22 protein-coding genes and 1 other RNA gene are annotated in these 23074 nt (G+C 62.9%); 9 read left to right on the top strand and 14 right to left on the bottom strand.

Annotated features, from left to right (window positions below; all coding sequences use genetic code 11):
• Entirely contained in the window at positions 1–1002 is a 1002-nt protein-coding gene (waaF, locus tag ACUN8C_RS15630; RefSeq protein WP_445621876.1) for a lipopolysaccharide heptosyltransferase II, read from the top strand.
• A gap of 12 nt (positions 1003–1014) precedes the next feature.
• Here waaF and ACUN8C_RS15625 read toward each other — a convergent pair whose 3' ends face one another.
• The 6 genes from ACUN8C_RS15625 to ACUN8C_RS15600 all read right to left on the bottom strand — a co-directional run bounded on the left by ACUN8C_RS15625 (position 1015) and on the right by ACUN8C_RS15600 (position 6319).
• Positions 1015–1644, bottom strand: a complete 630-nt coding sequence (locus tag ACUN8C_RS15625; RefSeq protein WP_445620079.1) for a LysE family translocator — start codon at positions 1642–1644, stop codon at positions 1015–1017.
• Positions 1645–1693: 49 nt separating this feature from the next.
• Positions 1694–2797 (bottom strand): D-alanine--D-alanine ligase, encoded by a 1104-nt coding sequence (gene ddlA, locus ACUN8C_RS15620; protein WP_445620078.1) that lies wholly within the window; start codon positions 2795–2797, stop codon positions 1694–1696.
• A gap of 87 nt (positions 2798–2884) precedes the next feature.
• Positions 2885–3925, bottom strand: a complete 1041-nt coding sequence (locus tag ACUN8C_RS15615; RefSeq protein ID WP_445620077.1) for a glycosyltransferase family 4 protein — start codon at positions 3923–3925, stop codon at positions 2885–2887.
• 121 nt (positions 3926–4046) lie between these two features.
• A complete protein-coding gene (locus tag ACUN8C_RS15610; protein ID WP_445620076.1) occupies positions 4047–4856 on the bottom strand; it encodes a glycosyltransferase family 2 protein in 810 nt (269 codons plus the stop codon).
• Positions 4853–5593: a DUF3413 domain-containing protein gene (locus tag ACUN8C_RS15605; RefSeq protein WP_445620075.1), complete on the bottom strand. Its 741-nt coding sequence runs from the start codon at positions 5591–5593 to the stop codon at positions 4853–4855. The genes ACUN8C_RS15610 and ACUN8C_RS15605 overlap by 4 nt, the downstream gene beginning before the upstream one ends.
• 3 nt (positions 5594–5596) lie before the next feature.
• Positions 5597–6319 carry a 3-deoxy-D-manno-octulosonic acid kinase gene (locus tag ACUN8C_RS15600; RefSeq protein WP_445620074.1) on the bottom strand — a complete coding sequence of 241 codons (723 nt, stop codon included), beginning with the start codon at positions 6317–6319 and terminating at the stop codon, positions 5597–5599.
• Between ACUN8C_RS15600 and ACUN8C_RS15595 the strand changes: the two genes are divergently transcribed.
• Genes ACUN8C_RS15595 through waaA form a run of 3 tightly spaced genes read left to right on the top strand, consistent with a single transcriptional unit; the run spans position 6318 to position 10183 of the window.
• Positions 6318–7421: a glycosyltransferase family 9 protein gene (locus ACUN8C_RS15595; protein WP_445620073.1), complete on the top strand. Its 1104-nt coding sequence runs from the start codon at positions 6318–6320 to the stop codon at positions 7419–7421. The genes ACUN8C_RS15600 and ACUN8C_RS15595 overlap by 2 nt on opposite strands.
• Positions 7414–8865: a bifunctional D-glycero-beta-D-manno-heptose-7-phosphate kinase/D-glycero-beta-D-manno-heptose 1-phosphate adenylyltransferase HldE gene (gene hldE / locus ACUN8C_RS15590; protein ID WP_445620072.1), complete on the top strand. Its 1452-nt coding sequence runs from the start codon at positions 7414–7416 to the stop codon at positions 8863–8865. Before ACUN8C_RS15595 ends, hldE begins: the two co-directional genes overlap by 8 nt.
• Before the next feature lie 7 nt (positions 8866–8872).
• Positions 8873–10183, top strand: coding sequence for a lipid IV(A) 3-deoxy-D-manno-octulosonic acid transferase (waaA, locus tag ACUN8C_RS15585; RefSeq protein ID WP_445620071.1), 1311 nt, complete (start codon positions 8873–8875; stop codon positions 10181–10183).
• Here the strand turns inward: waaA and ACUN8C_RS15580 are convergent.
• A complete protein-coding gene (locus ACUN8C_RS15580) occupies positions 10180–10533 on the bottom strand; it encodes a hypothetical protein (RefSeq protein ID WP_445620070.1) in 354 nt (117 codons plus the stop codon). The genes waaA and ACUN8C_RS15580 overlap by 4 nt on opposite strands.
• A gap of 285 nt (positions 10534–10818) precedes the next feature.
• Positions 10819–11505, bottom strand: coding sequence for a ribose-5-phosphate isomerase RpiA (gene rpiA, locus ACUN8C_RS15575; RefSeq protein ID WP_445620069.1), 687 nt, complete (start codon positions 11503–11505; stop codon positions 10819–10821).
• 154 nt (positions 11506–11659) lie between these two features.
• Between rpiA and ilvA the strand changes: the two genes are divergently transcribed.
• Positions 11660–13213: a threonine ammonia-lyase, biosynthetic gene (gene ilvA, locus ACUN8C_RS15570; RefSeq protein ID WP_445621875.1), complete on the top strand. Its 1554-nt coding sequence runs from the start codon at positions 11660–11662 to the stop codon at positions 13211–13213.
• A 435-nt stretch (positions 13214–13648) separates the two neighbouring features.
• Here the strand turns inward: ilvA and ACUN8C_RS15565 are convergent, their stop codons facing one another.
• From ACUN8C_RS15565 to ACUN8C_RS15555, 3 genes are all read right to left on the bottom strand, one after another.
• Positions 13649–14290 (bottom strand): 5-formyltetrahydrofolate cyclo-ligase, encoded by a 642-nt coding sequence (locus ACUN8C_RS15565; protein WP_445621874.1) that lies wholly within the window; start codon positions 14288–14290, stop codon positions 13649–13651.
• A 119-nt stretch (positions 14291–14409) separates the two neighbouring features.
• Positions 14410–14591, bottom strand: a non-coding RNA gene (gene ssrS, locus ACUN8C_RS15560) — 6S RNA.
• Positions 14592–14671: 80 nt separating this feature from the next.
• The gene (locus ACUN8C_RS15555; RefSeq protein ID WP_108842010.1) at positions 14672–14971 is read right to left on the bottom strand and encodes a cell division protein ZapA; all 300 of its coding nucleotides are present in this window, start codon (positions 14969–14971) and stop codon (positions 14672–14674) included.
• A 213-nt stretch (positions 14972–15184) separates the two neighbouring features.
• On the opposite strand from ACUN8C_RS15555, the gene ACUN8C_RS15550 reads away from it, so the two are divergent.
• From ACUN8C_RS15550 to ACUN8C_RS15535, 4 genes are all read left to right on the top strand, one after another.
• Positions 15185–15808 (top strand): UPF0149 family protein, encoded by a 624-nt coding sequence (locus ACUN8C_RS15550; RefSeq protein ID WP_445620068.1) that lies wholly within the window; start codon positions 15185–15187, stop codon positions 15806–15808.
• Between the two features lie 71 nt (positions 15809–15879).
• A complete protein-coding gene (gene pepP / locus ACUN8C_RS15545; RefSeq protein WP_445620067.1) occupies positions 15880–17229 on the top strand; it encodes a Xaa-Pro aminopeptidase in 1350 nt (449 codons plus the stop codon).
• Positions 17226–18422, top strand: a complete 1197-nt coding sequence (gene ubiH / locus ACUN8C_RS15540; protein WP_445620066.1) for a 2-octaprenyl-6-methoxyphenyl hydroxylase — start codon at positions 17226–17228, stop codon at positions 18420–18422. Before pepP ends, ubiH begins: the two co-directional genes overlap by 4 nt.
• A gap of 41 nt (positions 18423–18463) precedes the next feature.
• Positions 18464–19705 carry a UbiH/UbiF/VisC/COQ6 family ubiquinone biosynthesis hydroxylase gene (locus ACUN8C_RS15535; RefSeq protein ID WP_445620065.1) on the top strand — a complete coding sequence of 414 codons (1242 nt, stop codon included), beginning with the start codon at positions 18464–18466 and terminating at the stop codon, positions 19703–19705.
• Positions 19706–19809: 104 nt separating this feature from the next.
• Here ACUN8C_RS15535 and ACUN8C_RS15530 read toward each other — a convergent pair whose 3' ends face one another.
• The 3 genes from ACUN8C_RS15530 to ACUN8C_RS15520 all read right to left on the bottom strand — a co-directional run bounded on the left by ACUN8C_RS15530 (position 19810) and on the right by ACUN8C_RS15520 (position 23073).
• Positions 19810–20076, bottom strand: a complete 267-nt coding sequence (locus tag ACUN8C_RS15530; RefSeq protein WP_445620064.1) for a hypothetical protein — start codon at positions 20074–20076, stop codon at positions 19810–19812.
• A gap of 63 nt (positions 20077–20139) precedes the next feature.
• On the bottom strand, positions 20140–21657 hold the full coding sequence (locus ACUN8C_RS15525) for a S41 family peptidase (protein WP_445620063.1): 1518 nt from the start codon (positions 21655–21657) through the stop codon (positions 20140–20142).
• A gap of 72 nt (positions 21658–21729) precedes the next feature.
• Complete coding sequence (locus ACUN8C_RS15520) at positions 21730–23073, bottom strand: peptidoglycan DD-metalloendopeptidase family protein (protein ID WP_445620062.1); 1344 nt, start codon at positions 23071–23073, stop codon at positions 21730–21732.
• Position 23074 lies beyond the last annotated feature (1 nt).

The raw sequence follows: 23074 nt of genomic DNA, 5'->3' as shown, positions 1-23074 counted from the left end.
CTGTCACAACGCGGTGAGCGCATCCTGGTCGTCGGTCCCTCGTGGGTCGGCGACATGGTCATGGCCCAGAGTCTTTTTATCACGCTGAAAGCGCATGACCCTGACTGTGTAATCGATGTCATGGGGCCAAAGTGGTCAGCGCCGATGCTTGAGCGCATGCCGCAGGTGCGCCGGGCCATCGTGCTGGAAACCGGTCACGGTCAGACCGGCCTGCGCACGCGCTGGCGGCTGGGACGGTCACTGAAAGGTGAATATGACCGGGCAATCGTTCTACCACGTTCGCTTAAATCGGCGCTGGTGCCGTTTTTTGCCGGTATCCCCCGGCGGGTCGGTTTTACCGGCGAGCAGCGCTATGTGGTATTGACCGAACGGCGCCGGCTCGACAAGGCGGTGCTGGATCAGACCGTCAAGCGTTTCGTGGCGCTGGGGCTGCCGGTGGAGGGGACTTCCGATGCGATCCCCGAACCGCACCTGCAGGTGGATGCCGCGCGACAGCAGACGCTTCGGGAGGCACATGGTCTCCATCAGACGCTGATTGCGATGATGCCCGGCGCCGAATATGGCCCGGCCAAGCAGTGGCCGCTGGCGTATTTTCGTCAGGTGGCCGAGGCGGTAACCCGCCACGGCTATCAGGTCATCGTGCTGGGTGGGCCAAAGGATACGGAGGCCGGAGAGGAGATCAGTCAGGGACTCGAGGGCGTTTTCAATCTGTGTGGTCAGACCACGCTGACAGATGCCGTCGACCTGCTGGGCGCCTGTGAGCAGGCGGTGAGCAATGATTCCGGGCTGATGCACGTGGCGGCGGCCGTGGGCACCCATATCCAGGCCATCTACGGCTCCTCCACGCCCAACTACACGCCACCGTTGACGCAGGCCCGGGATATCCACTGGCTCAACCTGTCCTGCTCACCGTGCTTTGAGCGCACCTGCCCGCTGGGGCATACGCGCTGTCTCAATGATCTCGAACCGGCACGGATCATTGAGACGCTGGCCGTCGACTGATCAGGTCAGACGTCAGCGGGTCACGGTCAACAGGCGTAGTCCCAGGCCAATAAAGACCGTGCCCAGCAGATGATCCATCCATTTTGTGAGGCGTTGTCGCCGGCGCAGCCAGTCGCACAGCCGCGCCGCGCCCAGAATGATGCCAAGCTCGATCGGAATCGCCACGGCCACCGTCAATGTGCCCAGCGCCAGAAGCTGCGCGGCCACCGGGCCGGCCTCGGGCCGCACGAACTGGGGCAGAAAGGCCATGAAAAAAAGTGCCGTCTTGGGGTTGAGCAGGTCTACCAGCACGCCCTGTCGAAAGGCGCCCCATGCCCCGTGAGCCCGTCCGCTCGTGGCGGGCGCCTGAAACTGGCTGCCGGCGCTGCGGATCGCCTGCACACCGAGATAGAACAGATACAGTGCGCCTGCCAGCTTAACGGCGGTAAACGCCGTGGCGGAGGCCATGACAATGGCGGAAAGCCCCAGCGCGGCGGCCAGCACATGCACCATCGCCCCGCACCAGAGACCGGCGCCGGCGGCCAGCCCCTCGCGTCGGCCGCCGCTGGCACTTCGCGCCATGAGATAGAGCATGTCCGGTCCCGGCGTCAGATTGATCATCAGCGCCGCGCCCAGAAAAAGCCCCCAGTAGGTCATGTCCATGGCCGTCCCCGGTGATGGCCCATCAGGCAGGCCATTGCCTGTTCATGTCTCAGTCGTGGCGGTTGCTGTCCAGCGCCTGATCGCGGGCGTGACGCTCAAGGGCCAGCTCGATCAGGCGCGTGACCAGCGCCGGATAGGCCATGCCGCTGGCCTGCCAGAGCTTGGGGTACATGCTGATGCGGGTAAATCCGGGGAGCGTGTTGACCTCGTTGATGATCACGCGGTTGTCCGGCGTCAAAAACACATCCACGCGGGCCAGACCCTGACACTCCAGCGTTTTGAAGGCCTCCAGCGCGATGCGGCGAATCTCGTCGCTGACGGTGGCGTCAATATCAGCCGGTACGGCAACGGCCGCCCTGGACTCGCTGATGTATTTGGTGTCGTAGGAGTAGAAACCGTCATCGTTGAGCACGATCTCGCCGCACACGCTGGCCTCGGGCGTGTCATTGCCGAGAATGGCGCACTCGATCTCGCGGCCCTGAATGGCCGACTCCACCAGCACCTTGTGGTCAAAGGAGAGCGCCAGTGCCAGCGCCTTTTGCAGCGACTCGGCGCTGTCCACGCGGCTGACCCCGACCGAGGAGCCCTGATTGGCCGGCTTGACGAACAGCGGCGTCCCCAGCTGCTTGCGCAGGGCGTTAAAATCGGCGCTGGCGGCACTCTGGCGGGTGAGGGTGACAAAGGGGGCCACGGCAAGGCCGGCGTCACGCAGCAGACGCTTGGTGACGTCCTTGTCCATGCTGACCGCCGAGCCCAGCACGCCACTGCCGACAAAGGGCAGGTTGGCCATGCGCAACAGCCCCTGCAGCGAGCCGTCTTCGCCGAGCGTGCCGTGCACGATCGGGAAGACCACATCAAGCTGCTCCAGCGCCTTTTGCTGATCGGGCTCGATCAGCTGATCACGCTCGCGACCGGGCATGACCGCCAGATCACGCTGCGAGTGATGCAGTGCGATGCGGGCCGGGTCATCGGCATGGTTCAGGTAGCGGTCGGCGTCATTGACGTGCCACTGCCCCTGCTTGTCGATGCCGATCAGTGTGACGTCAAAGCGCTCGCGATCCAAGGCGTCGACGATATTGCGGGCAGACTGCAGCGACACTTCATGCTCGGCCGATTTGCCGCCAAAGATGACCCCAACCCTGATGTTTTCCATGACCCCTCCCGATAAGCCTTCGTCTTTAGTGCGCGCATGATGCCACGTTCAGGCATCGGTGTGCGTGTTCGGCGCGTGCACGCCGTCTCAGTCCGTGTCGGTGTCGAGCAGCCGCGCATAAAGGGTGCGGTACTGGCTGGCCATGGCCTCGGGGGTAAAGGCTTCCAGCCGCTGACAGGCACCGCGGGTCAGACGCGCGCCACGGCCGGGGTCGTCTTTCATGGCCAGTACCGCGTCATGCAGCGCCTCGGCATCGTTGGGCGCAATCAGTACGCCGCTCTCATTGTCGATGACAATATCGGGAATGCCGTCCACATTGCTGGCAATGATCGGCACCTCGGCGTCCATGACGTCCAGCAGCGTCGAACCCAGCCCTTCGTTGCGTGAGGGGAAGACAAACAGGTCCATCGCGGCCAGATAATCGCCCACGTTGGACTGAAAGCCTTCCCAGATGACGTTGTCGAGTCCCTCGCTTTCACGCTTGAGACGCTGCTCATCCTCACCGCTGCCCAGCAGCAAAAACACGATGTCAGGATGGGTATCGGCCAGCCGGCGGGCGGTGTCGATGATCAGGCTCTGGCCCTTGTGACGATCCACCAGCGCGCCCACATGGCCAACCACGTAGCGCCCTTCAAAGCGCTGACGCAGCGTCTCGACCACGGTCGTATTGCGGGTGAAGTGCGACAGGGCGCTGGGAATCCGCGTGACCGGGCACCAGTGGCGCGTCTTGAGATGCGCCTCGATGGGTGAGGAGATCGCCACCGCCGTCGCCGCGCCTCGATAGGTCTGGCGGTTGAACCACTTGTCCTTGACGGGCTGCGGCACGCGACGGGTCAGAATATAGGGCGTGCCGTTGAGCCTTGCGTGCAGCCAGGCCCAGTGGACGGCGCGTGCCTCGTGGGCGTGTATCAGATCCACTGGCGGCATGCGCCGGTGGCCGACCCACATCTGATCGGCGGCCACCAGGTCGAGGTTTTCAACGCCGGACAGGGCCTGACGCAGGGGGGAGTCCTGGCGGCATACCAGCGTCTGGACAATGTCATGGGCGGCCAGTTGCTCGATCAGCAGCTGAGTCTGGCGCTCGCCGCCGCGAAAGTTGCGCGCCAGATTGACGTGACAGATATGCAAGGGATCACTCACCTGTAAGGAAATCGATGGGCCAAGGGTGGCGCATGAAGGGGCAGCAGGGCCAGTGATGATGCAAAAGTCGACGTCGGCGCGGGGGGGAGCCATCGACGCCGTCATGGGTTTACCAGACCCGGTTGAAGTCCTCACGCTCGCGCACCTGCGGGTCGCGCTGAAACTCCAGAAGCTTGGCGTATTTCAGGTAGGCATTGATGGCGGCCGAGAGCGAGACCGACAGGCCATCCAGCCCCGCCAAAAAGCCGCGCTGAAACAGGTATTTGCGCATGAAGGCGTTGGCACCGTGGATAAACGGTGAGCAGGCGTTCACCTTTTTGCCCTTGAGATACATGATCTTGGCCGCTCGAGTGGAAAAACGGCCGCCGGCCTTGGTGAAAAGCTCGGCAAGGTTTGCAAACGAGTAGTGCTCCAGATCAGCGTCCAGCTCACACGGGGCGCTGGCCTGAACGCTTGAGTGCTGGCGCGAGTCGGAAAAGCCCGTACGCTCGCGGTCAAAGAGTCTGATGCAGTAATCGGGATACCAGCCGCAGCGCTTCACCCAGCGTGAGCCGATAAAATTGCGCCGGCGCAGGGCAAAGCCGTCATGGTCGGTGGTGGCCAGAGGCAATGCCTGCAGGGCGGCGACGGCCTCCTCGGTCAGACGCTCATCGGCGTCCAGCGACAGCACCCAGCGATGGGTAGCGGCCTTTGGGCCCACGTTCTTCTGCGGCCCGTCGCCCAGATAGGGCTGCTCGATCACGCGCGCGCCCGTGGCCCGGGCGAGCGCGCAGGTCTCATCCGTGGAGCCCGAATCCACCACGATCAGCTCATCGCATACGCGCGACAGCGAGGCCAGGCAGGCCTCGATGTTCGCCGCTTCGTTGAGCGTGATCACCACACCGGTGATCGGCGTGCGTGAGGTGGCCTGAGGGGTCATGGGCTCTCCTCGCCATCACCGGGGAGCGTGGAGGTATCGCGTTCGGTCGGATCAACGCTGTCATCGATGGCCGGCCCGTCATTGCGGTCGCGCTGGGTGGCGGCTTCACGGGCCTCGGGCACTGGCGTGGCGGGTTCGCCCATCAGGGCCTGGCTGTCAGTGTCCTTCGAATGAAGGAGCGCGGTCTGATCGGTGTCGGTGGCAATATCGATGCCCACACTGGCGATCAAAAGCGCCGGCATCAGCAGTACCAGACTCCAGACCGGGAACGTGATGCGCCGCGCGCGGGCCATGATGCGCCAGGAGAGCCACAGTTCGACCAGCGCGATCAGTACCACACCACCGCCGGTGATCGCCCACTGGACGATGGACAGCGCCGGCTTGTTGTCACCCGACATATCTGCCAGATGCTCGCCGACGGCGCTAAAGATCTGGGTGTCCATCCACAGCGCACCAAGCCCCAGCGTGCCCAGCACGGCACACGGCCAGATCAGCATGCGACGCTTCAAAAACAGCGACAGCAGTGCCGGCAGCAGCCAGACCGCCACGGCCAGGGTGCCAAAGCCGCCCAGCCAGGCGCAGACCAGCCAGAGGATCCCCAGACCTTCCTGGGGCATCTGGACGATCGGCAGATAGCGTAGCGACAGCAGCCATACGAAAATCAGGTTAAAGAGGGCAAAAAAGGCCGTGGCGCGCAGTCGAAACCGCAGGGAATCTTCACTTGAACGAGGAGGCATGATCTAACTCGATTGGTATCCGTGGTTGATGGGGGCCATGAGGGTTCTGGCCTGTCCGGGCGCAAACTTTTCCAGAGAACGCTCAAGGCGTGCAAGATTGCCTGCCTGCCAGCGGCCTGCACTGCGCAGTCGGCAACGGTCCAGATCGATCAGCCAGGGCGTATCTCGATCATCGATCAGAATATTGCGGGCATTGAGATCAACATGGTCAAGCCCTTCGTCATGAAAACGACGAATCATGCGACCACACGCCGTCAGCAGCGCGTCATGGCGGGCGGCCGCCCTAGGGGCCTGAACCAGCGAGGCCAGCGGTTGCGCGCCCTCGATGCGCCGGGTGATGAGGGCGGCCTGATAGAGTGCTCCGCTGCGCCAAGCACAGGCGCCGATCGGTTGCGGTACCGGCAGTCCGCGCTCAAAAAGCGTGGCCAGCAGCCGACATTCGCGAAAGGCGCGGTTGCGCTCAGGCCCTGTCCAGACATAATGCTCGGCGCTCAGACGTGCAACAAGGCCGCCGCGGCGATAATGACGCAGCACCCATGCCTGATCACCGGCCTGCACGAACAGACTTTCGCCGCGTCCGGGTGCCTGACCGGTGACGGCATGACGCAAGCGCCACCAGTCGCCGGTGAACTGTTCGGGCGTCAGTGCCGGCTGACCGGTTTGTGGGGCCGTTTGAGCATCATATAGAATGTGCGCATTCGCTTTTCGGGACGTAATCATCCGCATGAAGCATCCTTTGCCCGCGCAACCCGCGCATATCTGTGTATTGCGGTTATCCGCACTCGGCGATGTCTGCAATCTCGTGCCGACCGTTCGGGCGTTGCAGCGCCAGTGGCCCGACGCCCGAATCACCTGGATCATCGGTCGGGGGGAGCACAGTTTACTGGCCGGCCTCTCCGGGGTCGAGTTCGTGGTGTATGACAAGTCCACCGGACTCGCCGGCATGCGCGCCATCTGGCGCGAGCTGCGCGAGACGCCCTTTGACGTACTGTTGCACATGCAGCAGTCCATTCGCGCCAGCGTGCTTTCGCTGGGGCTCAAGGCCCGTGTGCGTCTGGGCTACGACCGTGCCCGTGCCAAGGACTGGCAGACCTGGTTTACCAACCGCCAGCTCACGCCACATCCAAAGGCGCACGTGCTCGAGTCCTTCATGGATTTTGCCCGTGAGCTGGGCGTTGACGATGACCGGCTCGAGTGGGGAATCCCGTTGCCGGACGCCGCCCGCGAGGAAGCTCGCCAGTTTCTGGCCGGTCGACCGGCGCTGGTGATCAGCCCGTGTGCCAGCCCGCGTCTGCGCAACTTTCGCAACTGGTCGGCCGAAGGCTACGCCGCCGTGATCGAGCACGCCTGGCGCCACCACGGCCTGACCACCTTCCTGACCGGCGGCACCAGTGCCCAGGAAGTCGAGATGTGCGAGCGCATCGCCGCCGGGCTCAGCGAGGCCGTGCCGGTCAATCTGCTGGGACGCACCTCGCTCAAGGGGCTTTTGGCCATTATTGACGAGGCGCGCATGGTGATTGCGCCCGATTCCGGGCCGGTCCACATGGCCAATGCCATGAACACCCCGGTGCTGGGGCTTTTTGCCACGACCAACCCCGAGCGCGCCGCCCCCTGGTGCTGGCGCGAACACGTCGTCAATCGCTATCCCGATGCCGTGGCCACCTATCTGCACAAGCCTCTGGACGAGATCGTCTGGGGTACCCGCGTACGCCATGAGGATGCGATGTCACTGATTACCCTTGAGGATGTCATCCACCGGCTCGATGCGCTGCTGGCACTGACCGCTGACCATGAAAAGTCGACCCGGGGAGCCTCTCACGATGTTTGATCCTGCCCTGCTGGCCGATGCCCGCGTGATGGTCGTGGGCGATGTCATGCTGGACCGCTACTGGCACGGCCCGACCTCGCGTATCTCGCCCGAAGCGCCGGTACCGGTGGTGCGCGTCGATGACAGCGAGGACCGCCCGGGTGGGGCGGCCAACGTGGCGCTCAACATTGCCGCACTGGGCGCACAGGTCACGCTCTCCGGGCTGATTGGCTGTGATGACAACGCCGCCATTCTGGATGAGCTGCTGGCCCGCGCCGGGATCGCCTCGCGCTTTCAGCGCAGTCCCGAGATTCCGACCATTACCAAGTTGCGGGTGATGAGTCGCAATCAGCAGCTGATCCGGTTGGATTTCGAGTCCTCGCTGGAGGCCGTCAATACCGACGCCATGATGGCGCAGGTCAGCGAGGCGCTCGGTGATACCGACCTGATGATCCTGTCCGATTACGGCAAGGGGACACTGGCGCAGGTGCAGGCGCTGATCGAGGCCGGCCGCCGCGCCGGCAAGCGGGTGTTGATCGACCCCAAGGGCAGCGATTTTCACCGCTATCGGGGCGCGAGCATCATTACCCCCAATTTAAGCGAGTTCGAGACCGTGGTCGGGCGCTGTCACAGCGAGGAAGCGCTGACCTCGCGCGGGGAAGCGTTGCGCGCTGACCTTGAGCTCGAGGCGCTTTTGATTACCCGCAGCGAGCGCGGCATGACGCTGATTCGTGCAGACCATCCGCCGCTGCATCTGCCGACCCGCGCGCAGGAGGTCTTTGACGTGACCGGCGCCGGCGATACGGTGATTGGCGTGCTGGGGCTGGCGCTGGCAGCGGGGCAGAGCCTGCCGGATGCCATGGCGATGGCCAATCTGGCTGCCGGGCTGGTGGTGGCCAAGCCCGGCACCGCCACGGTGTCGGTGGCCGAGATCGAGGCGGCGCTGAGTGCCGATCATGGCGTGGCGGCCGGACACGGCGTGATCGATGTCGATACGCTGACGGCTGCCGTGCGCGCCGCGCAGGTCGGTGGAGAGCGTATCGTCATGACCAACGGCTGCTTCGATCTGCTGCATGCCGGTCATGTCAGCTATCTGGAGCAGGCCCGCGCTCAGGGCGATCGCCTGATTGTGGCCGTCAACGATGATGCCTCGGTCACCCGGCTCAAGGGTGAGGGTCGCCCGATCACGCCGCTGGCACACCGCATGGCGGTGCTGGCTGGCCTGCGCGCCGTGGACTGGGTGGTGGCCTTTGGCGAGGACACGCCGGCCGAGCTGATTGGTACCGTGCTGCCGGATGTGCTGGTCAAGGGCGGTGACTATCGCATCGAGGAGATCGCCGGCGGTGAGGCTGTCATGGCCAACGGCGGCGAGGTGCGGGTGCTGGGCTTTGAAGAAGGGTTGTCCACGACCGGCACCATCAGCGCGATCGTCTCGCGCAGTGCGCGTCGCGGCGAACAGGAGTAGCGCCCTCGTGGGAAGACGTCTCTACTCGGCCCTTTTATACGCCCTGTCTCCACTGATCTGGCGTCGCCTGCGCCGTGAGCGTCTGGAGGGTCATCCTCGCGGCGAGCGGCTGGGACGCATTCCGTCCTATCAGGCAGAGCGTGTGCTGTGGGTACATGCCGCCTCAGTGGGGGAGGTGATTACCGCCCGGCCGCTGATTCGCTCGCTGATCGATGACTACCCCGAACACCGGGTGGTCGTGACTACCATGACGGCCACCGGCGCACGCCAGGTGCAGACGCTGTTTGGTGATCTGGTGACGCACCATTTCGTGGCGCTGGATTTTCCCGGGGCGACCCGACGCTTCGTGCAGCGACTGGCGCCTGAAATCGCCATCATTGTCGAAACCGAAATCTGGCCCAATCTGATTTACGCCTGCGCGATGGCGGGCGTCCCGGTCACCATCGTCAATGCCCGCATTACCGAGCGCGGGTTTGCCCGCTATCAGCGCTTTTCAAAGCTGATGGGGGAAGCAATCCGCCGGCTGGCCTGGGTGGGCGCCAAGTCCGCCGAGGATGCCAAGCGCTTCCGCGCGCTCGGCGTATCGGCCCGCCGGCTCAATGTGACCGGCGCGCTCAAGTATGACCTGCACGTCGACGAGAATATTTTCGATAGGGCCGATGCGCTGCGTGAGCGCATCGGTGATCGCCCGGTCTGGGTGGCGGGCTCGACTCATGAGGGGGAGGAGTCACAGCTTCTGGCCGCCCATGAGCGCGTGCTGGCGCGTTTCCCCGATGCCCTGCTGATACTGGTGCCCCGTCATCCCCAGCGCTTTGATGAGGTCGCCGAGCTGTGTCTTGATCAGGGCATGTCAGTGGTCCGGCGCAGTGAAAGCACGTCCGTCGAACGGGACACCCGAGTGTATCTGGGTGACACCATGGGCGAGCTGATGATGCTCTACGCGGCGGGGGATATTGCCTTTGTGGGTGGCTCACTGGTCGACATTGGCGGGCACAATCTGCTGGAACCGGCTGCGATGGGGCTGCCGGTGGTCAGCGGCCCTTCATTATCGAGTCTGGGCGATGTGGTGGCCACGCTGGATGAGGCCCATGCCCGGGTCGAAGTGAGCAGCGCCGGCATGCTGGGCGAGACACTGGTATCGCTGATGCTCGATGAGACACGCCGTGACACGCTGGGGCGCAATGCCCTGGCGGTGGTGGAGGCTAATCGCGGTGCGCTGGGGCATACCCGGGACTATCTGGGGAAATTGATTCGAGCCCGTGAGCTGCACGAGCCCTGGCCGCTGGCGGATGACCGGCAGCCGGGCAGCGGACGCTAGTGCCGGGGCTGGTGTTTCAGAGCTGAGGCCTGACGCCAGCCGTGCTGCCAGGCGTGGTGACTGAGATATTCGGCCAGCCGGGCACGGTTGCCGCTCATGGGGCGACCGGGGGCGAGGATGGACGTGCGACACATCAGCGTGTACTGGTAACGCTCGACGTTGAACCAGACGCTCATCAGTGGCCTGACCGTTTCGCTGTGGGCCAGTTCGAAATAAAGGGAGTGGTCCGCACCCCTGACCCGTACGCCTTCGATGCCCAGCGCGTCACGGGCGTCCAGCAGCGCGCGGCGCAGCTGATGCAGGGAGGCCGGCGGATTCGACCTGAAGGAAAGATGACTGCTCTGTCGCATGCAAAACCCTCTTTTTATCGTTACACGCTTGAGGTGAGACGCCTTGATGGCCCCCGAGGGTCCGCCATGTCATGACACGTTCACGACAGGTTCACTCAATGTCCCGGCCGGATAGCATTTTGTTAAATGCAGCGTAGCCATGGCGTACAGATAATAGTGATAAACGAGGGTAATATTCTGCGGCTAAAATGTGATCGAGTGTTGTTAAACGGAAATCGGCCGTAAGTTTTCGGTAACTTGCGGCCGGGCAGTGCAGCGATGCGAGAAGCGGTAGGCTCGAGGGCGCTAATGTGAGGGCGTCAGGCGTTGAACACCGTCAGCGGTGCCCAGCAGGAGCAGGTCAGCGCCACGGTGGGCAAACAGGCCATTGGTCACGACCCCCGCAATCTGATTGATCCGGGTTTCAAGGTCCTGCGCGTTATCGATGAGCTGGTCATAGAGGTCAATGATCTGATGACCATTATCGGTCACGACGCCCTGACGATACACGGGGCTAAATCCCAGCTTGACCATTTCACGCGCCACATACGAGCGCGCCATGGGAATGACCTCGATCGGTAGCGGAAAACCGCCCAGCTGGCGGACCAGCTTGGAACCATCTGCAATGCAGATAAACTGTCTGGCGCAGGCCGCCACGATCTTTTCCCGGGTCAGGGCCGCGCCGCCGCCCTTGATCATGGCGAAATCCTTATCGATTTCGTCGGCCCCATCGATATAGACACTCAGCGTGCCGGCCTGATTAAGATCAAACACCTCGATACCGGCGGCCTTCAGGCGGCGTTCGGTTTCCGTGGAACTTGCCACGGCGCCGGCGAACTCGTCGCGAAGCGGTGCCAGGGCTTCGATAAAGAGATTGACGGTCGAGCCCGACCCCACACCCAGTACGATATCGCGGCGCAGGGTCGAACGAATTTCCTGTACGGCTGCCTGTGCCACCGCCTTCTTGAGCTCTGACTGGTCCTGGGATGTCATGGTGTCTCCGAATCTGATGATGTTCTACAGCGGCCCATCAAGCGTATCATGGACAGTACGGCAGGCACTGTCGATTGTCACATGCGCTTTTCCCGCCTCCGGTCTTTTTGTTTCACGTGAAACATCGGGCGCGCGTGCCATGTGACCCGGTGCCCTGCAGCACCGCCCTCAAGTCACTGCCCAGGATATGAGAATGCTGGAAGCCTACGCCAAGAGAATCCTTCAGGCCCGCGTGTATGAAGCGGCTGTTGAAACGCCCCTTTCCGACATGCCGCAGATGTCCAGGCGTCTGGACAACCACGTTCTCCTCAAGCGTGAGGATCTACAGCCGGTCTACTCCTTCAAGATTCGGGGCGCCTACAACTGCATGGCGCAGCTTGATGACGAGCAGCGCGCCAGGGGCGTGATTACCGCCTCGGCCGGCAATCATGCTCAGGGGGTATCGCTGGCGGCCAAACGCATGGGCGTGCACGCAACAATTGTCATGCCGCGCATCACGCCCGAGATCAAGGTGTCGGCCGTGCGTGCCCGGGGGGCGAAGGTGGTGCTCAAGGGGGACTCCTTCAACGATGCCCTCACGCACGCACAGATTCTAATGAAAGAGCACGGTTATACCTGGATTCCGCCCTTTGATCATCCGGATGTGATTGCCGGTCAGGGCACGGTGGCCATGGAGATCCTGCGCCAGCACCAGGGGTCGATTGATGCGGTTTTTGCACCGGTCGGCGGTGGTGGTCTGCTGGCAGGCATGGCGGCCTGGATCAAGTATCTGCGCCCGGACATCCGGGTGATCGGCGTGGAACCCGAAGACGCTGCCTGTCTCAAGGCCGCGCTTGAGGCCGGGGAGCGAGTAACGCTGGATCAGGTCGGGCTCTTTGCCGAGGGTGTGGCCGTCTCCCAGATCGGCGAGGCGCCGTTTGAAATCCTGCGCCATCATGTCGATGAAGTGATCACCGTCAATACCGATGAGATGTGTGCCGCGGTCAAGGATATCTTCGAGGACACTCGCGCCGTCTCCGAGACTTCCGGGGCGCTGTCGCTGGCCGGGCTCAAGAAGTACGCTCAGCGCGAGGGCGTGCGGGACAAGACCCTGATTGCGATCAACTCGGGTGCCAATCTCAACTTTGATCGGCTGCAGCACATTGCCGAGCGTACCGAGCTGGGCGAGCAGCGCGAGGCGATTCTGGCGGTTACCATCCCTGAGCGTCCCGGCAGCTTCAAGGCGTTTTGCAAGGCGCTGGGCCGGCGCATGGTCACCGAGTTCAACTACCGCTACTCCGATGCTGGCCAGGCCCACATCTTTGTCGGCGTGCAGGTGCAGCCCGGTGGCGAGGATCGGCTGGAAGTGGTTCGAAAGCTCGAAGCGGCCGGCTACAGTGTGGAAGACCTTACTGACAACGAGCTGGCCAAGCTGCACATCCGCCATCTAGGGGGAGGGCGACCACAGGAGCCCTTCAGTGAGCGGCTTTATCGCTTCGAATTCCCGGAGCGCCCCGGTGCCCTGATGAACTTCCTGAACCATCTGCCCGGTGGCTGGAACATTTCACTGTTTCACTATCGCAACCACGGGGCCGCCTATGGTCGGGTCCTGATCGGCATGCAGGTCCCGGAGGCAGACTGCGCCACGCTCGAACAACGTCTTGATGAGATTGGCTATCGCTACTGGCATGAAACCGACAATCCGGCCTATCGACTCTTTGTATCTTGAAAAGCAGGTGTCCTGAACAGCAGGTCTCCTGACACGGAATGTCACACGTCAATGACATGAAAATGCAACAGTATGTAATGTCATGGCGTGCGTTATTGTACTGGTTCAGCGGTGCCACTATGATGGCGCCGCTGCGACCTTACCGTGTCGCTCCCTCGTGCGTTTTTCTGTTGTGACGGAGCAGTAATGAGACGTAAACCCGATCTGGTCTTTACCCTGGTACTTATTCTCGGCTTTGGTGTTGTCGCCACGGGTTATGCCCAGACCGTCATGGGGTATTAGTCGTGACGTGATCGCCGGCAGTGCGGTCGCAGGGCGCGGCGCGAGGTTAAGCAAAACGAGGCCGGGCAGAGCTATACGGAAAAGAGAACATCAAAAAAACGCATCCACAGGGATGCGTTTTTTTATGTCAGGGCAGGCGAGATATCCAAGGAATCAGTGACCTGTCGTGCTCGGTCGAAGTACCTGTCGGTCACTGACGATCATGTTGAGGTTCACATCCCACGGCTGATGCGGCAGGCGTTCCACCTGCTGGCAGTGGTGGGCGACCCCGATCAGCGTTGGACGCGGACCATGTTCGCGCCCGGCAAAGGCAAGAGTGCGGTCGTAAAACCCGCCACCCATGCCAAGGCGATGGCCCTGATCATCAAACCCTACCAGCGGCATCAGCACGACATCCATTGCCCAGGGCGCAAGGCGGCGAATGCGATGGCCACTCTGGCGCAGATCGGGCTCTGTAATGTTGAAGCGATTGAGCACCATGCGGGTATCAAAACGCCAGTGGACGAACCACAGACGATTTTCGACCAGCGGGCGCAATACCGGCAGATAGACCTGCGTGCCGCGGCGATGCAGCCAGTCGACCAGTGGCGTTGGGTCAATCTCGCCGTTTTCGGGCAGATACAGGGCCACATGTCGCGCTCGGCGCAGCGAGGTCAGCTGCATCAGCTGACGCACCAGTGCCATCGAGGCCAGACGCTGGGCTCGATCATCAAGCATACGGCGTCGCCTGCGCAGTTCGCGGCGCAGCGCTCGTCGATCATCGGATGTTGGCAGTGGCGCCGGGTTTGATAACACATGACGCGATAGCAGGGGAGAGAAAAAACGTCGCCCGGGGCGAGGGGTGCGCAGGGACAATGCGCGAGGTCTGCGAGTGCGCGGTTGATCCGCGGGAAGTGCGCAGCGCACTGACATGAGGGTTCTCCAGAATGCCGCTGTTGTTCTGGCCCTGAACCTACTGGTTCAAGGTGGGTGACCGCAAGTGGGCCATCAGGCTTTCCGTCGCGCGGACATGCACACAGGCCCACTTATAGTGGCCCCCTGGGTACTGCGCATAGGCTCGAGGGACTATAACAACTGGCAAACACCCCAGAGAACGGATCAATTCTAACAGATATCCCCGGGGGCTGCGCTACCCTGTCCTTCAGGCCCGTCCTTCAGGCGTTCGGCAGATTCTGATCAGGACCTGTTGTTGCGTTCCAGTGCCTTTTGCAGACGCGCGTCGAGTCCGGCAAGCCTTTCTTCAAGCTCCTGACGACGTTTGGTCTCATCGCGCAGCTCATGGGTAATGTTCAGTCCCGCCATCATCGCCACCTTGTCGATACTGATGGTGCGACCGCGGGTCTGTATGCCGGCCATGGCCTTGTCGAAATAGCGGGCCGCTTCATGCAGCGCCTGCTCTTCGCCGGGTGCGCAGCTGACAACAAAATTCTGACCCATCAGGGTGATTTCGGCGGTCTGACGAGGACCTTGCGGCATGACATCACTTCCGATATGGGCCAAGCTCTGGCCGTTACGCTAAGATGGTGGGCAGCCATTCATGGCCTGTCAGTGAGGGTTCAACTCACGACCGGGCCATGGCGCTGCACTCGCAGCACCACTATAGAGAGACGACCGGGGGCGGTCAACGCGCTGCCCCCGGGCGATAGTTCATGATTCCCGCCACGGGAACGACCAGTAAAGGGATGCAGTATGCCGTCCGGTGATAACGCCCTCGACTTCGCCACCATCAGCGATATTTTCCTTGCCCATGGCAGCCTGCAGTCGCCGGCCTTTTTTGACGGCTATCTATGCGCGCGTCTGGCACTTGAAGACATCAGTGCCGAGGACTGGCTGGGTCTGATCTGCGCTGCACTGGGTGTGGAAGAGCCTGCCACCCGCGAAGACGGTGAAACCCTGCTGGCATGGCGAACGCTTGCCAGGGAGCGTCTGGACGCCCAGGAAATGAGTTTTGAGCCGCTGCTGCCCGATGAACTCTTCTCGCTGGCCGAGCGTGCGCAGTCACTGGGCCTGTGGTCTCAGGGCTTTCATGAGGTGGCCGGCGAAGTGGACCATGAACAGCGCAAGGCATGGTCAACGCCGCTTCAGGAAGGTGTGGCCGATATCGAGCAGCTCATGAACATCGATGCCGATATCGAGGACAACAGTGAAAATGAAAACGACCTGTTTGCCCTGACCGAGCATGCTCGAATGACAGCGCTGATGCTGTATGTCGAGCAGCACCCCGGGCGTCCTGACGTCGAAAAGCCGGCGCAGTCGTTTGAAGAGGGCATGAAGGAAGAGGGCCTGAGCGGCGACGGTGAGACACGTCACTGACCACAAGGTATCAGCGACGGACAGACGCCTGAAACAAACGCCATGGAAACAGCGGTTACGGGAGACAGGATTTGGTAGCACAGGCAGAGCAGGAGAGTACGCCGGCCTCCATTACCAGTGAGGCGTACCGAAAGCGCCGGGAACGGCTGATGGCCGAGGTGCCACCGGACAGTGCCATTCTCGTTCCGGCCGCCACGCTTTCGGTGCGCAATCAGGACAGTGAGTATCCGTTTCGCCAGGACAGCGACTTTCACTATCTCTGTGGCTTTCCCGAGCCTCAGGCCTGGCTTTTGCTGTTGCCCGGCCGGGAGGCCGGTGAAAGCGTACTGTTCTGCCTGCCGCGTGACCCGGCTGCCGAAGCCTGGACGGGCCGACGGGTCGGACCGCGCCGCGCCGTCACCCGGTATGGTGTGGATGAGGCCTGGCCGCTGGAGGCACGCGATGAGCAGCTGCTGGATCTGCTGGCAGGGCGTCGGACCATTTACCTGTCGCTGGGTAATGACAGGGCGCTGTCGCTGGCCGGAAAGATGCGCGAGGGGCTCAAGGCGCGTGAACGGCGCGGACCGCCGGCACCATCGGCCTATGCCGACATCGACGTGCTGCTTCACGAGCAGCGTCTGATCAAATCCGAAGACGAGCTGGCCCTGATGCGCAAGGCCGGAAAAATCACTGCCCGCGCTCACGCTCACGCCATGCAGGCTGTCCGGCCCGGCATGTTCGAATATCAGCTGCAGGCCACGCTGGAACACGCCTTTGTCATGGCAGGGGCGCGCGCACCGGCCTATTCCACCATTGTGGGTAGCGGCGCCAATGGCTGCATCCTGCACTATATGGAAAACGATGCGGCGATGGCCGCCGGTGATCTGGTGCTGGTGGATGCCGGCGCCGAATATCATCTTTATGCCGGTGATATCACCCGAACCTTTCCGGTCAGCGGTCGCTTTAGCGAGCCACAGCGCCAGCTCTATGAAATCGTGCTGGGCGCCCAGCAGCGCGCGCTTCGCGCCGTGCGCCCCAGCGCCACGCTCAAGGGCATTCATGACGGCGTGGTGCGTGATCTGACAGCTGGTCTTGTGGCGCTGGGGCTTGTGGAAGGACCGGTTGAAACCGCCGTCGAGCAGGGGTACTACAAGCGCTTTTATCTGCACGGGACGTCTCACTGGCTGGGGCTGGATGTGCACGATGTCGGTGCCTATCAGGTGCAGGGGGCATCACGGGCGCTGGCGCCCGGCATGGTGCTGACCGTCGAGCCCGGGCTCTATATTCCCGATGACCTTGATATTGCCGAGCAGTGGCGCGGCATCGGTATTCGCATCGAAGATAACGTGGTCGTCACGACACAGGGTTGTGAGGTGCTGACCGAGGGCGTGCCCAAACGGGTTCGCGAGATCGAGGCACTGATGGCACAAGGACAGACATGAGCGACACCCCGGTAGACATTGCCATTATCGGCGGCGGGCTGGTCGGTGCCAGCCTCGCCGTGGCGCTGGCGCCGTTGATCGAGCGCCACGGGCTTCGAGTCGCGGTCATCGAGGCCAGCGAATTGAGCGCCACCAGTGCCCAGCCGAGCTTCGACGAGCGCTCCAGCGCCATTTCCTACGGCTCCAGAGCGCACTTTGAGGCCATGGGCATCTGGTCCCGGCTGGCCACCCGTACTGCGCCCATTCATGACATCGAGGTCAGCCAGCGCGGCGCCATGGGGCGCACCCATCTCTCGTGTCGGGAAGTAGGCACGCCGTCGCTGGGCTATGTCCTGCCCAACGCCTTTCTGGGACAGGTGCTTCATGAGCGTCTGGCCAGTATGACGATCGACTGGCACTGCCCGGCGCGGGTTGGGGCCATTGTTCCGACGGTAGACGGTCATCGGCTGACGCTGGACAACGGCTGCGTGCTCCATGCCGGGCTGACCGTGCTGGCCGATGGCGGCCGCTCCGGTCTCAAGGCCTCGCTGGGTATCGACACCGATCGTCGCGACTACGAACAGCACGCGCTGATCGCCAACATTGAAACGGCGAAAGAACATCACGGCTGGGCCTTCGAACGGTTTACCTCGGAAGGCGCCATGGCGCTGCTGCCCTTGCAGGACCGTCGCATGGCGCTGATCTGGACGCGCCCGCCGGAGATGATCGAGACCACGCTGGCACTGGATGATGACGCCTTTCTGCAGGCGCTGCAGTCACGGTTCGGCACGCGGCTGGGGCGTTTTCAGCGCGTGGGCGCACGCCATGTCTATCCCCTGTCGATGTCGCGCGCCCGCGAGCAGAGCCGTCCGCATCTGGCGGTGCTGGGCAACGCGGCACATGCCATCCATCCGGTGGCAGGTCAGGGGTTCAACCTGGCACTTCGCGGCGTCATGGATCTCGAGGCCGCCATTGAGGCGGCGCTCGAGGCCGGGCGAACGCCGGGCGAGGCCCTGACCATGGCGGATTTCGAACAGCGCCGCCAGAGTGATCGAGACCTGATCATGCAGGCCAGCGATACGCTGGTGCGTCTTTTCGGCCTCGAACTGCCCGGCATCGGCAGGGCACGGGGGGCGGCGCTGGGGCTTTTCAATCTTGCCACGCCGCTCAAGCGCGCCCTGATTCGTCGTGCCATGGGCATGGCCCGGCATTAGGCGGGCCCTGTGACACCCATGATCGTCCAATGGAGTATTTCATGAAGCTCGACACCGCACCGTTTGACATGGCCATTGTCGGGGCAGGGCTGGTTGGCGCCACCCTGGCGCTGGCACTGGGCCGGCAGGGACATCGTGTGGCCCTGCTGGACGGTGGCGACCTTCAGGGTACATGGCAGGCCTCGGACATCGATGCCCGCGTCAGTGCCATCACGCCGGTCTCGCAGCAGTTGCTGACCACTCTGGGCGTCTGGTCCGGCATTGTGCGTCGTCGCCTCAGCCCCTATGGCCATATGTCGGTATGGGACGGCGAAGGCACCGGCCATATCGACTTCAGCGCTGCAGAAGTCGGCTGCGAGGTACTGGGACACATCATCGAAAACGGCGTGATTCGCGATGCCCTGCTGGACGCACTGGGCGAGTGTGACCACGTCACCCTCATGTCCAGCGCCCGGGTCACCAGCCTCTCCGGGATGGAACAACACCTTCGCCGCCTCACGCTTGAGGACGGTCGAACGCTTGAGGCCAGCCTTGTGGTCGGTGCCGATGGCGCCAATTCCCGCATTCGTGCGCTGGCAGAGCTGGGCCATCGTGAATATGCCACCGGCCAGCGCGCCGTGGTCGCCACGGTGTGGCATCAGCATGATCACGAGGCCACGGCACGCCAGCGCTTCATGAGTACCGGGCCGCTGGCCTTTTTACCCCTGAGTATCGATGGCCATCAGAAAACGTCTTCCATCGTCTGGTCGGCGGATACCGAGTTTGCCGATGAATTGATGGCCATGACGGATGAGGCGTTCATGCGCGCGCTTGAACGGGATTTCGAGCATCGGTTGGGGCGCGTCGAGCGTGTCAGTCGGCGCCACGATTTTCCATTGATTCAACGTCATGCCAAACGCTACGTCGATGACGGCGTGGCACTGGTGGGCGATGCTGCGCACAATATTCATCCGCTGGCCGGGCAGGGCGTCAATCTGGGGCTGATGGATGTGGCGGTACTGGCCGAGGAGCTGGGACGTGCCGGACGGCGCGGCGCGCCGTTGGGGGATGTTCGCATTCTGTCGCGCTACGCGCGCCGCCGCCGCGGTGACAACACGGTCATGCTGATGGCCATGGACGCCTTTCGTATCGGCTTTGGCGTGACCTGGCCTCTGGTACGGGTGCTGCGCAATCAGGGGCTGACCACCACCGGACGCTGGCCATGGGCGCGGCGACTGCTGATCGAGCAGGCAATGGGGCAGCGCCAGGATCTGCCGCAGAGCATGCGCCCAGCACCGCTCTGACGAACCTCCTGATTCGCTGCAGTGTGTTTCACGTGAAACAGCGCGTCATGATAAAAAAAGGCCCGCCGAAACGGCGGGCCTTTTGTATATCCTGCAGCGATCACTTACATGCCGGACTGGGTATTGCTCGGCATGGTGTCGTTGTTGCTGTCGATGCCACCGCCCGGCGATGTGCCCATGGGGCTGCCATGGGTTGTTCCGGTCGGGGTTTCAGCGGCACCGGACATTGAGCCGGACTGCTGCGAGCCGCTCTGTGTGGTCTGGCCACTTTGTGAGGCACCGCTGTTTTCCGGAGCACCGCCGGAGGAAGAGCAACCTGCTGCCAGCAGAACGGCAGCGGCCAGCGCGCCCATCGTCAATCCTTTCTTCATGTAATGTTTCTCCTTATCAAGGCGGATGGCGTGATTCATATGCCTTCCCAGCGTAGACGCTTTTTACGGGTTTGTGCCATCCGGTGTGTCATCGCCTGGTGTCTGGTCATCATCAGGTGTCTGATCATCACGAGGTGCCGGGTCATCGGGTGAGGTCTGATCATCGTGGCGTCGCATGCCGGACTGCTGAAGCACGTTGATGCCGCGCAGCAGGTTGAGCGCCTCACCCAGCTGATAGTCGTCGGCAGCCACGGGGGAGTCGGGCAGTGACTTCTTGTCCTGCTCGTGCTCGCCGCCTGCATTTAGCAGGTGCCCGCGCAGATTGGACTCACGAATCTCGAACCCGGCCTTTTCAAGGGTCAGCTGGCCGCGCTGCACGGTCACATCCGGTGCGATACCTTCGGCCTGAATGGAACGCCCGCCCGGGGTGTAGTACAGCGCCGTGGTGAGCTTGATGCCGGTATTGTCATCCAGCGGCATGACCGACTGTACCGAGCCCTTGCCGAAGCTTTCGGTACCCAGCAGCACGGCGCGATGATGATCCTGCAGGGCGCCGGCCACGATCTCGGCCGCCGAGGCACTCCCCCCGTTGATCAACACCACCATGGGCGTTTTGGGCAGCGCCGTCTCGGCGTTGGCCTCAAACTGCATGTCAGAGTCCTTGAGACGCCCCTTGGTGTAGACCACCAGACCGCTGTCGAGGAACAGGTCGGACACGTTGACGGCACCTTCCAGCAGCCCGCCGGGGTTGTTGCGCAGATCCAGCACCACACCGGACAGGCCGTCGTCGCCTGCCTGCTTTTTCAATGCCGCGATCGCCTTGCTGGTCTCTTCGGCGGTGTTTTCCTGGAACTGGCTGATGCGCAGATAGCCGTAGCCGGGCGAGAGCATGCGCGAGTTGACGCTGGCGGCCTGGATACTGGCGCGCTCAAGGCTGACATTGATGGGCGCCTCTGCCCCGTCACGCAGCAGGGTCAGGTCGATCTTGCTGCCCGGATCACCGCGCATCATGTCGACCGCTTCTTCCAGCGACATGCCATCCGTGCTCTTGCCGTCGATCTCGATGATCAGATCCCGCGGCTGCAGGCCGGCCTTTGAGGCCGGGGTATCGTCGATCGGCGAGATCACCATCAGCTGGTTGTCTTCCTGACCCACTTCGATACCGATGCCACCGAATTCGCCCTCGGTCATCTCGTGCAGAGTGCGAAAGGCGTCCTCGTCGAGATAGTTCGAATGCGGGTCCAGCCCTTCCAGCATGCCGCGCATAGCGTTGCGCAACAGCGTCTTGTCATCGACATCGTCCACATAGGCCTGCTTGATGCGCTCAAACACCTGGGCCAGCGCCTGAATGTCTTCCAGCGGCAGGCCGCTCTGGGCGGCTGCCTCGCCTTCGCCGTCATTGGCGGCGTCATCGCTGGCGTTGCTGTTACGGCCGCTGGTATCGGCTGGTGTGACAGGGACGCTGTCCGGCGTGCTTTCGGCCGGCGCCTTGTCCGGGGTCGGTTCGGCAGCCGTGGCCGGCAGCGTCAGCAGCAGGGCGGATGACAGGGCAAGCGATAAGGTGACATGGCGCATCAACATGCAAACTCCTTCAGCAGGGTGGGCCGGACGCCACGACGCCCGATACCTTCAATGGGTGATGCGTTTACCGTGCTAGCGCGAGGCCAGCCAGCTCTGTGGATTGATGGTCTTGCCACCACGACGCACCTCGAAATAAAGCGCCGGACGCGACAGACCGCCGGTATCCCCGACATAGCCAAGTGTTGCACCGCGCTCGACCCGATCACCGGGGCTTACGGCAAGGCGCTGCTGGTGAGCATACAGCGACAGTATGCCACCATGATCGATGATCACCAGATAGCCAAAGCCGCGCATCCAGTCGGCAAACACGACCTGCCCCTTCGCCGCGGCATAAATCGGGGTGCCGGCGGGGGCGCTGATCAATACGCCATTCTTGTTCAGACCGTCGCCGCTGCCGTAACCCGAGACCACCGAGCCATTGACCGGCCATTTTGAGCGGCGTGCGCCCCTGTCGGCCTGATGGGTCACCGTCGGACGTGATTCGGCGCGTCGCTCGAGTGCCGGGTCTGCACTGCGAGTCGGTACGCTGTGGGCATTTTTCGGTTTGGCGTTCATCTCGTCGCTGGACAGGCCTTCATCCTCTGCAGCCGTGTCCTGACGTGCCTGCGAGCGCTGCTCAGCCTGTCGGGCCTTTTGTTCGCGCTCGGCTCGTTCGCGCGCCTGACGCTGTTCACGGGCGCGAGCCAGCTGCTGTTCGATCCGGCTGACCATCCTTTCGGCCTCGGCGCGGTCGGACTCAAGTCCCTGCAGGTTGCTTTTTCCGCTTTTGTAACGCGCTTCCACGTGTGCCAGCGCTTTCTCGCGCTCCTGGCGCTGTTCATCGAGGGTCTGCTGGCGGCTCTTGAGCTCGCCCTGCAGTTGATCCAGCGTCTGCTGCTGCTCAAGGGTCTGGGCGCGGTTGTCCTGAAGCTCCTGATTGAGTGACGCAAGGCGGGCAAGCTTTTCGGCCCGGGCCTCGTTGAGCCGGTTGAGATAGTGCTGAAAGCGATCGATTTCGCCGGGGTCCTGATTATCGAGCAACAGCTTCAGACGCGGCTGTTCGCCCAGCTTGTAAAGCGCTCTGACCTGCTCGGCCAGCGCCTGTTGCTGGGCATCGCGCTGCTCGGTCAGGCTTTTCTGGCGTTGATCAAGAGTGCTCAACGCTTCGGTGGTCTGTTTGCGGGCCTGCTGTAGCGTTTCCAGCCGTCGATGGGTCTCGGCCAGCGCCTTTTCAGCCTGCTCGAGCTCCTCTCGGGCATCGCCGCGCTGGGCATCGGTCTTTTCCAGCTGGCGCTGGGTCTGTTCGATGTTCTGGCGAATACTTTCCAGCTCGGCCTTTGAGGCATCCAGGCTGGCGGCGCCGGCAGGCACCGCCAGTCCCAGGCTCAATGCCAGCAGCCAAAACCGGCCCGCAGGCCGGTGTGATGTGAATGACACC

This window comes from Kushneria sp. Sum13, assembly GCF_052692355.1.
The sequence above is the reverse complement of the archived record's forward strand: the minus strand, read 5'-3'. Positions and strand labels throughout refer to the sequence as shown.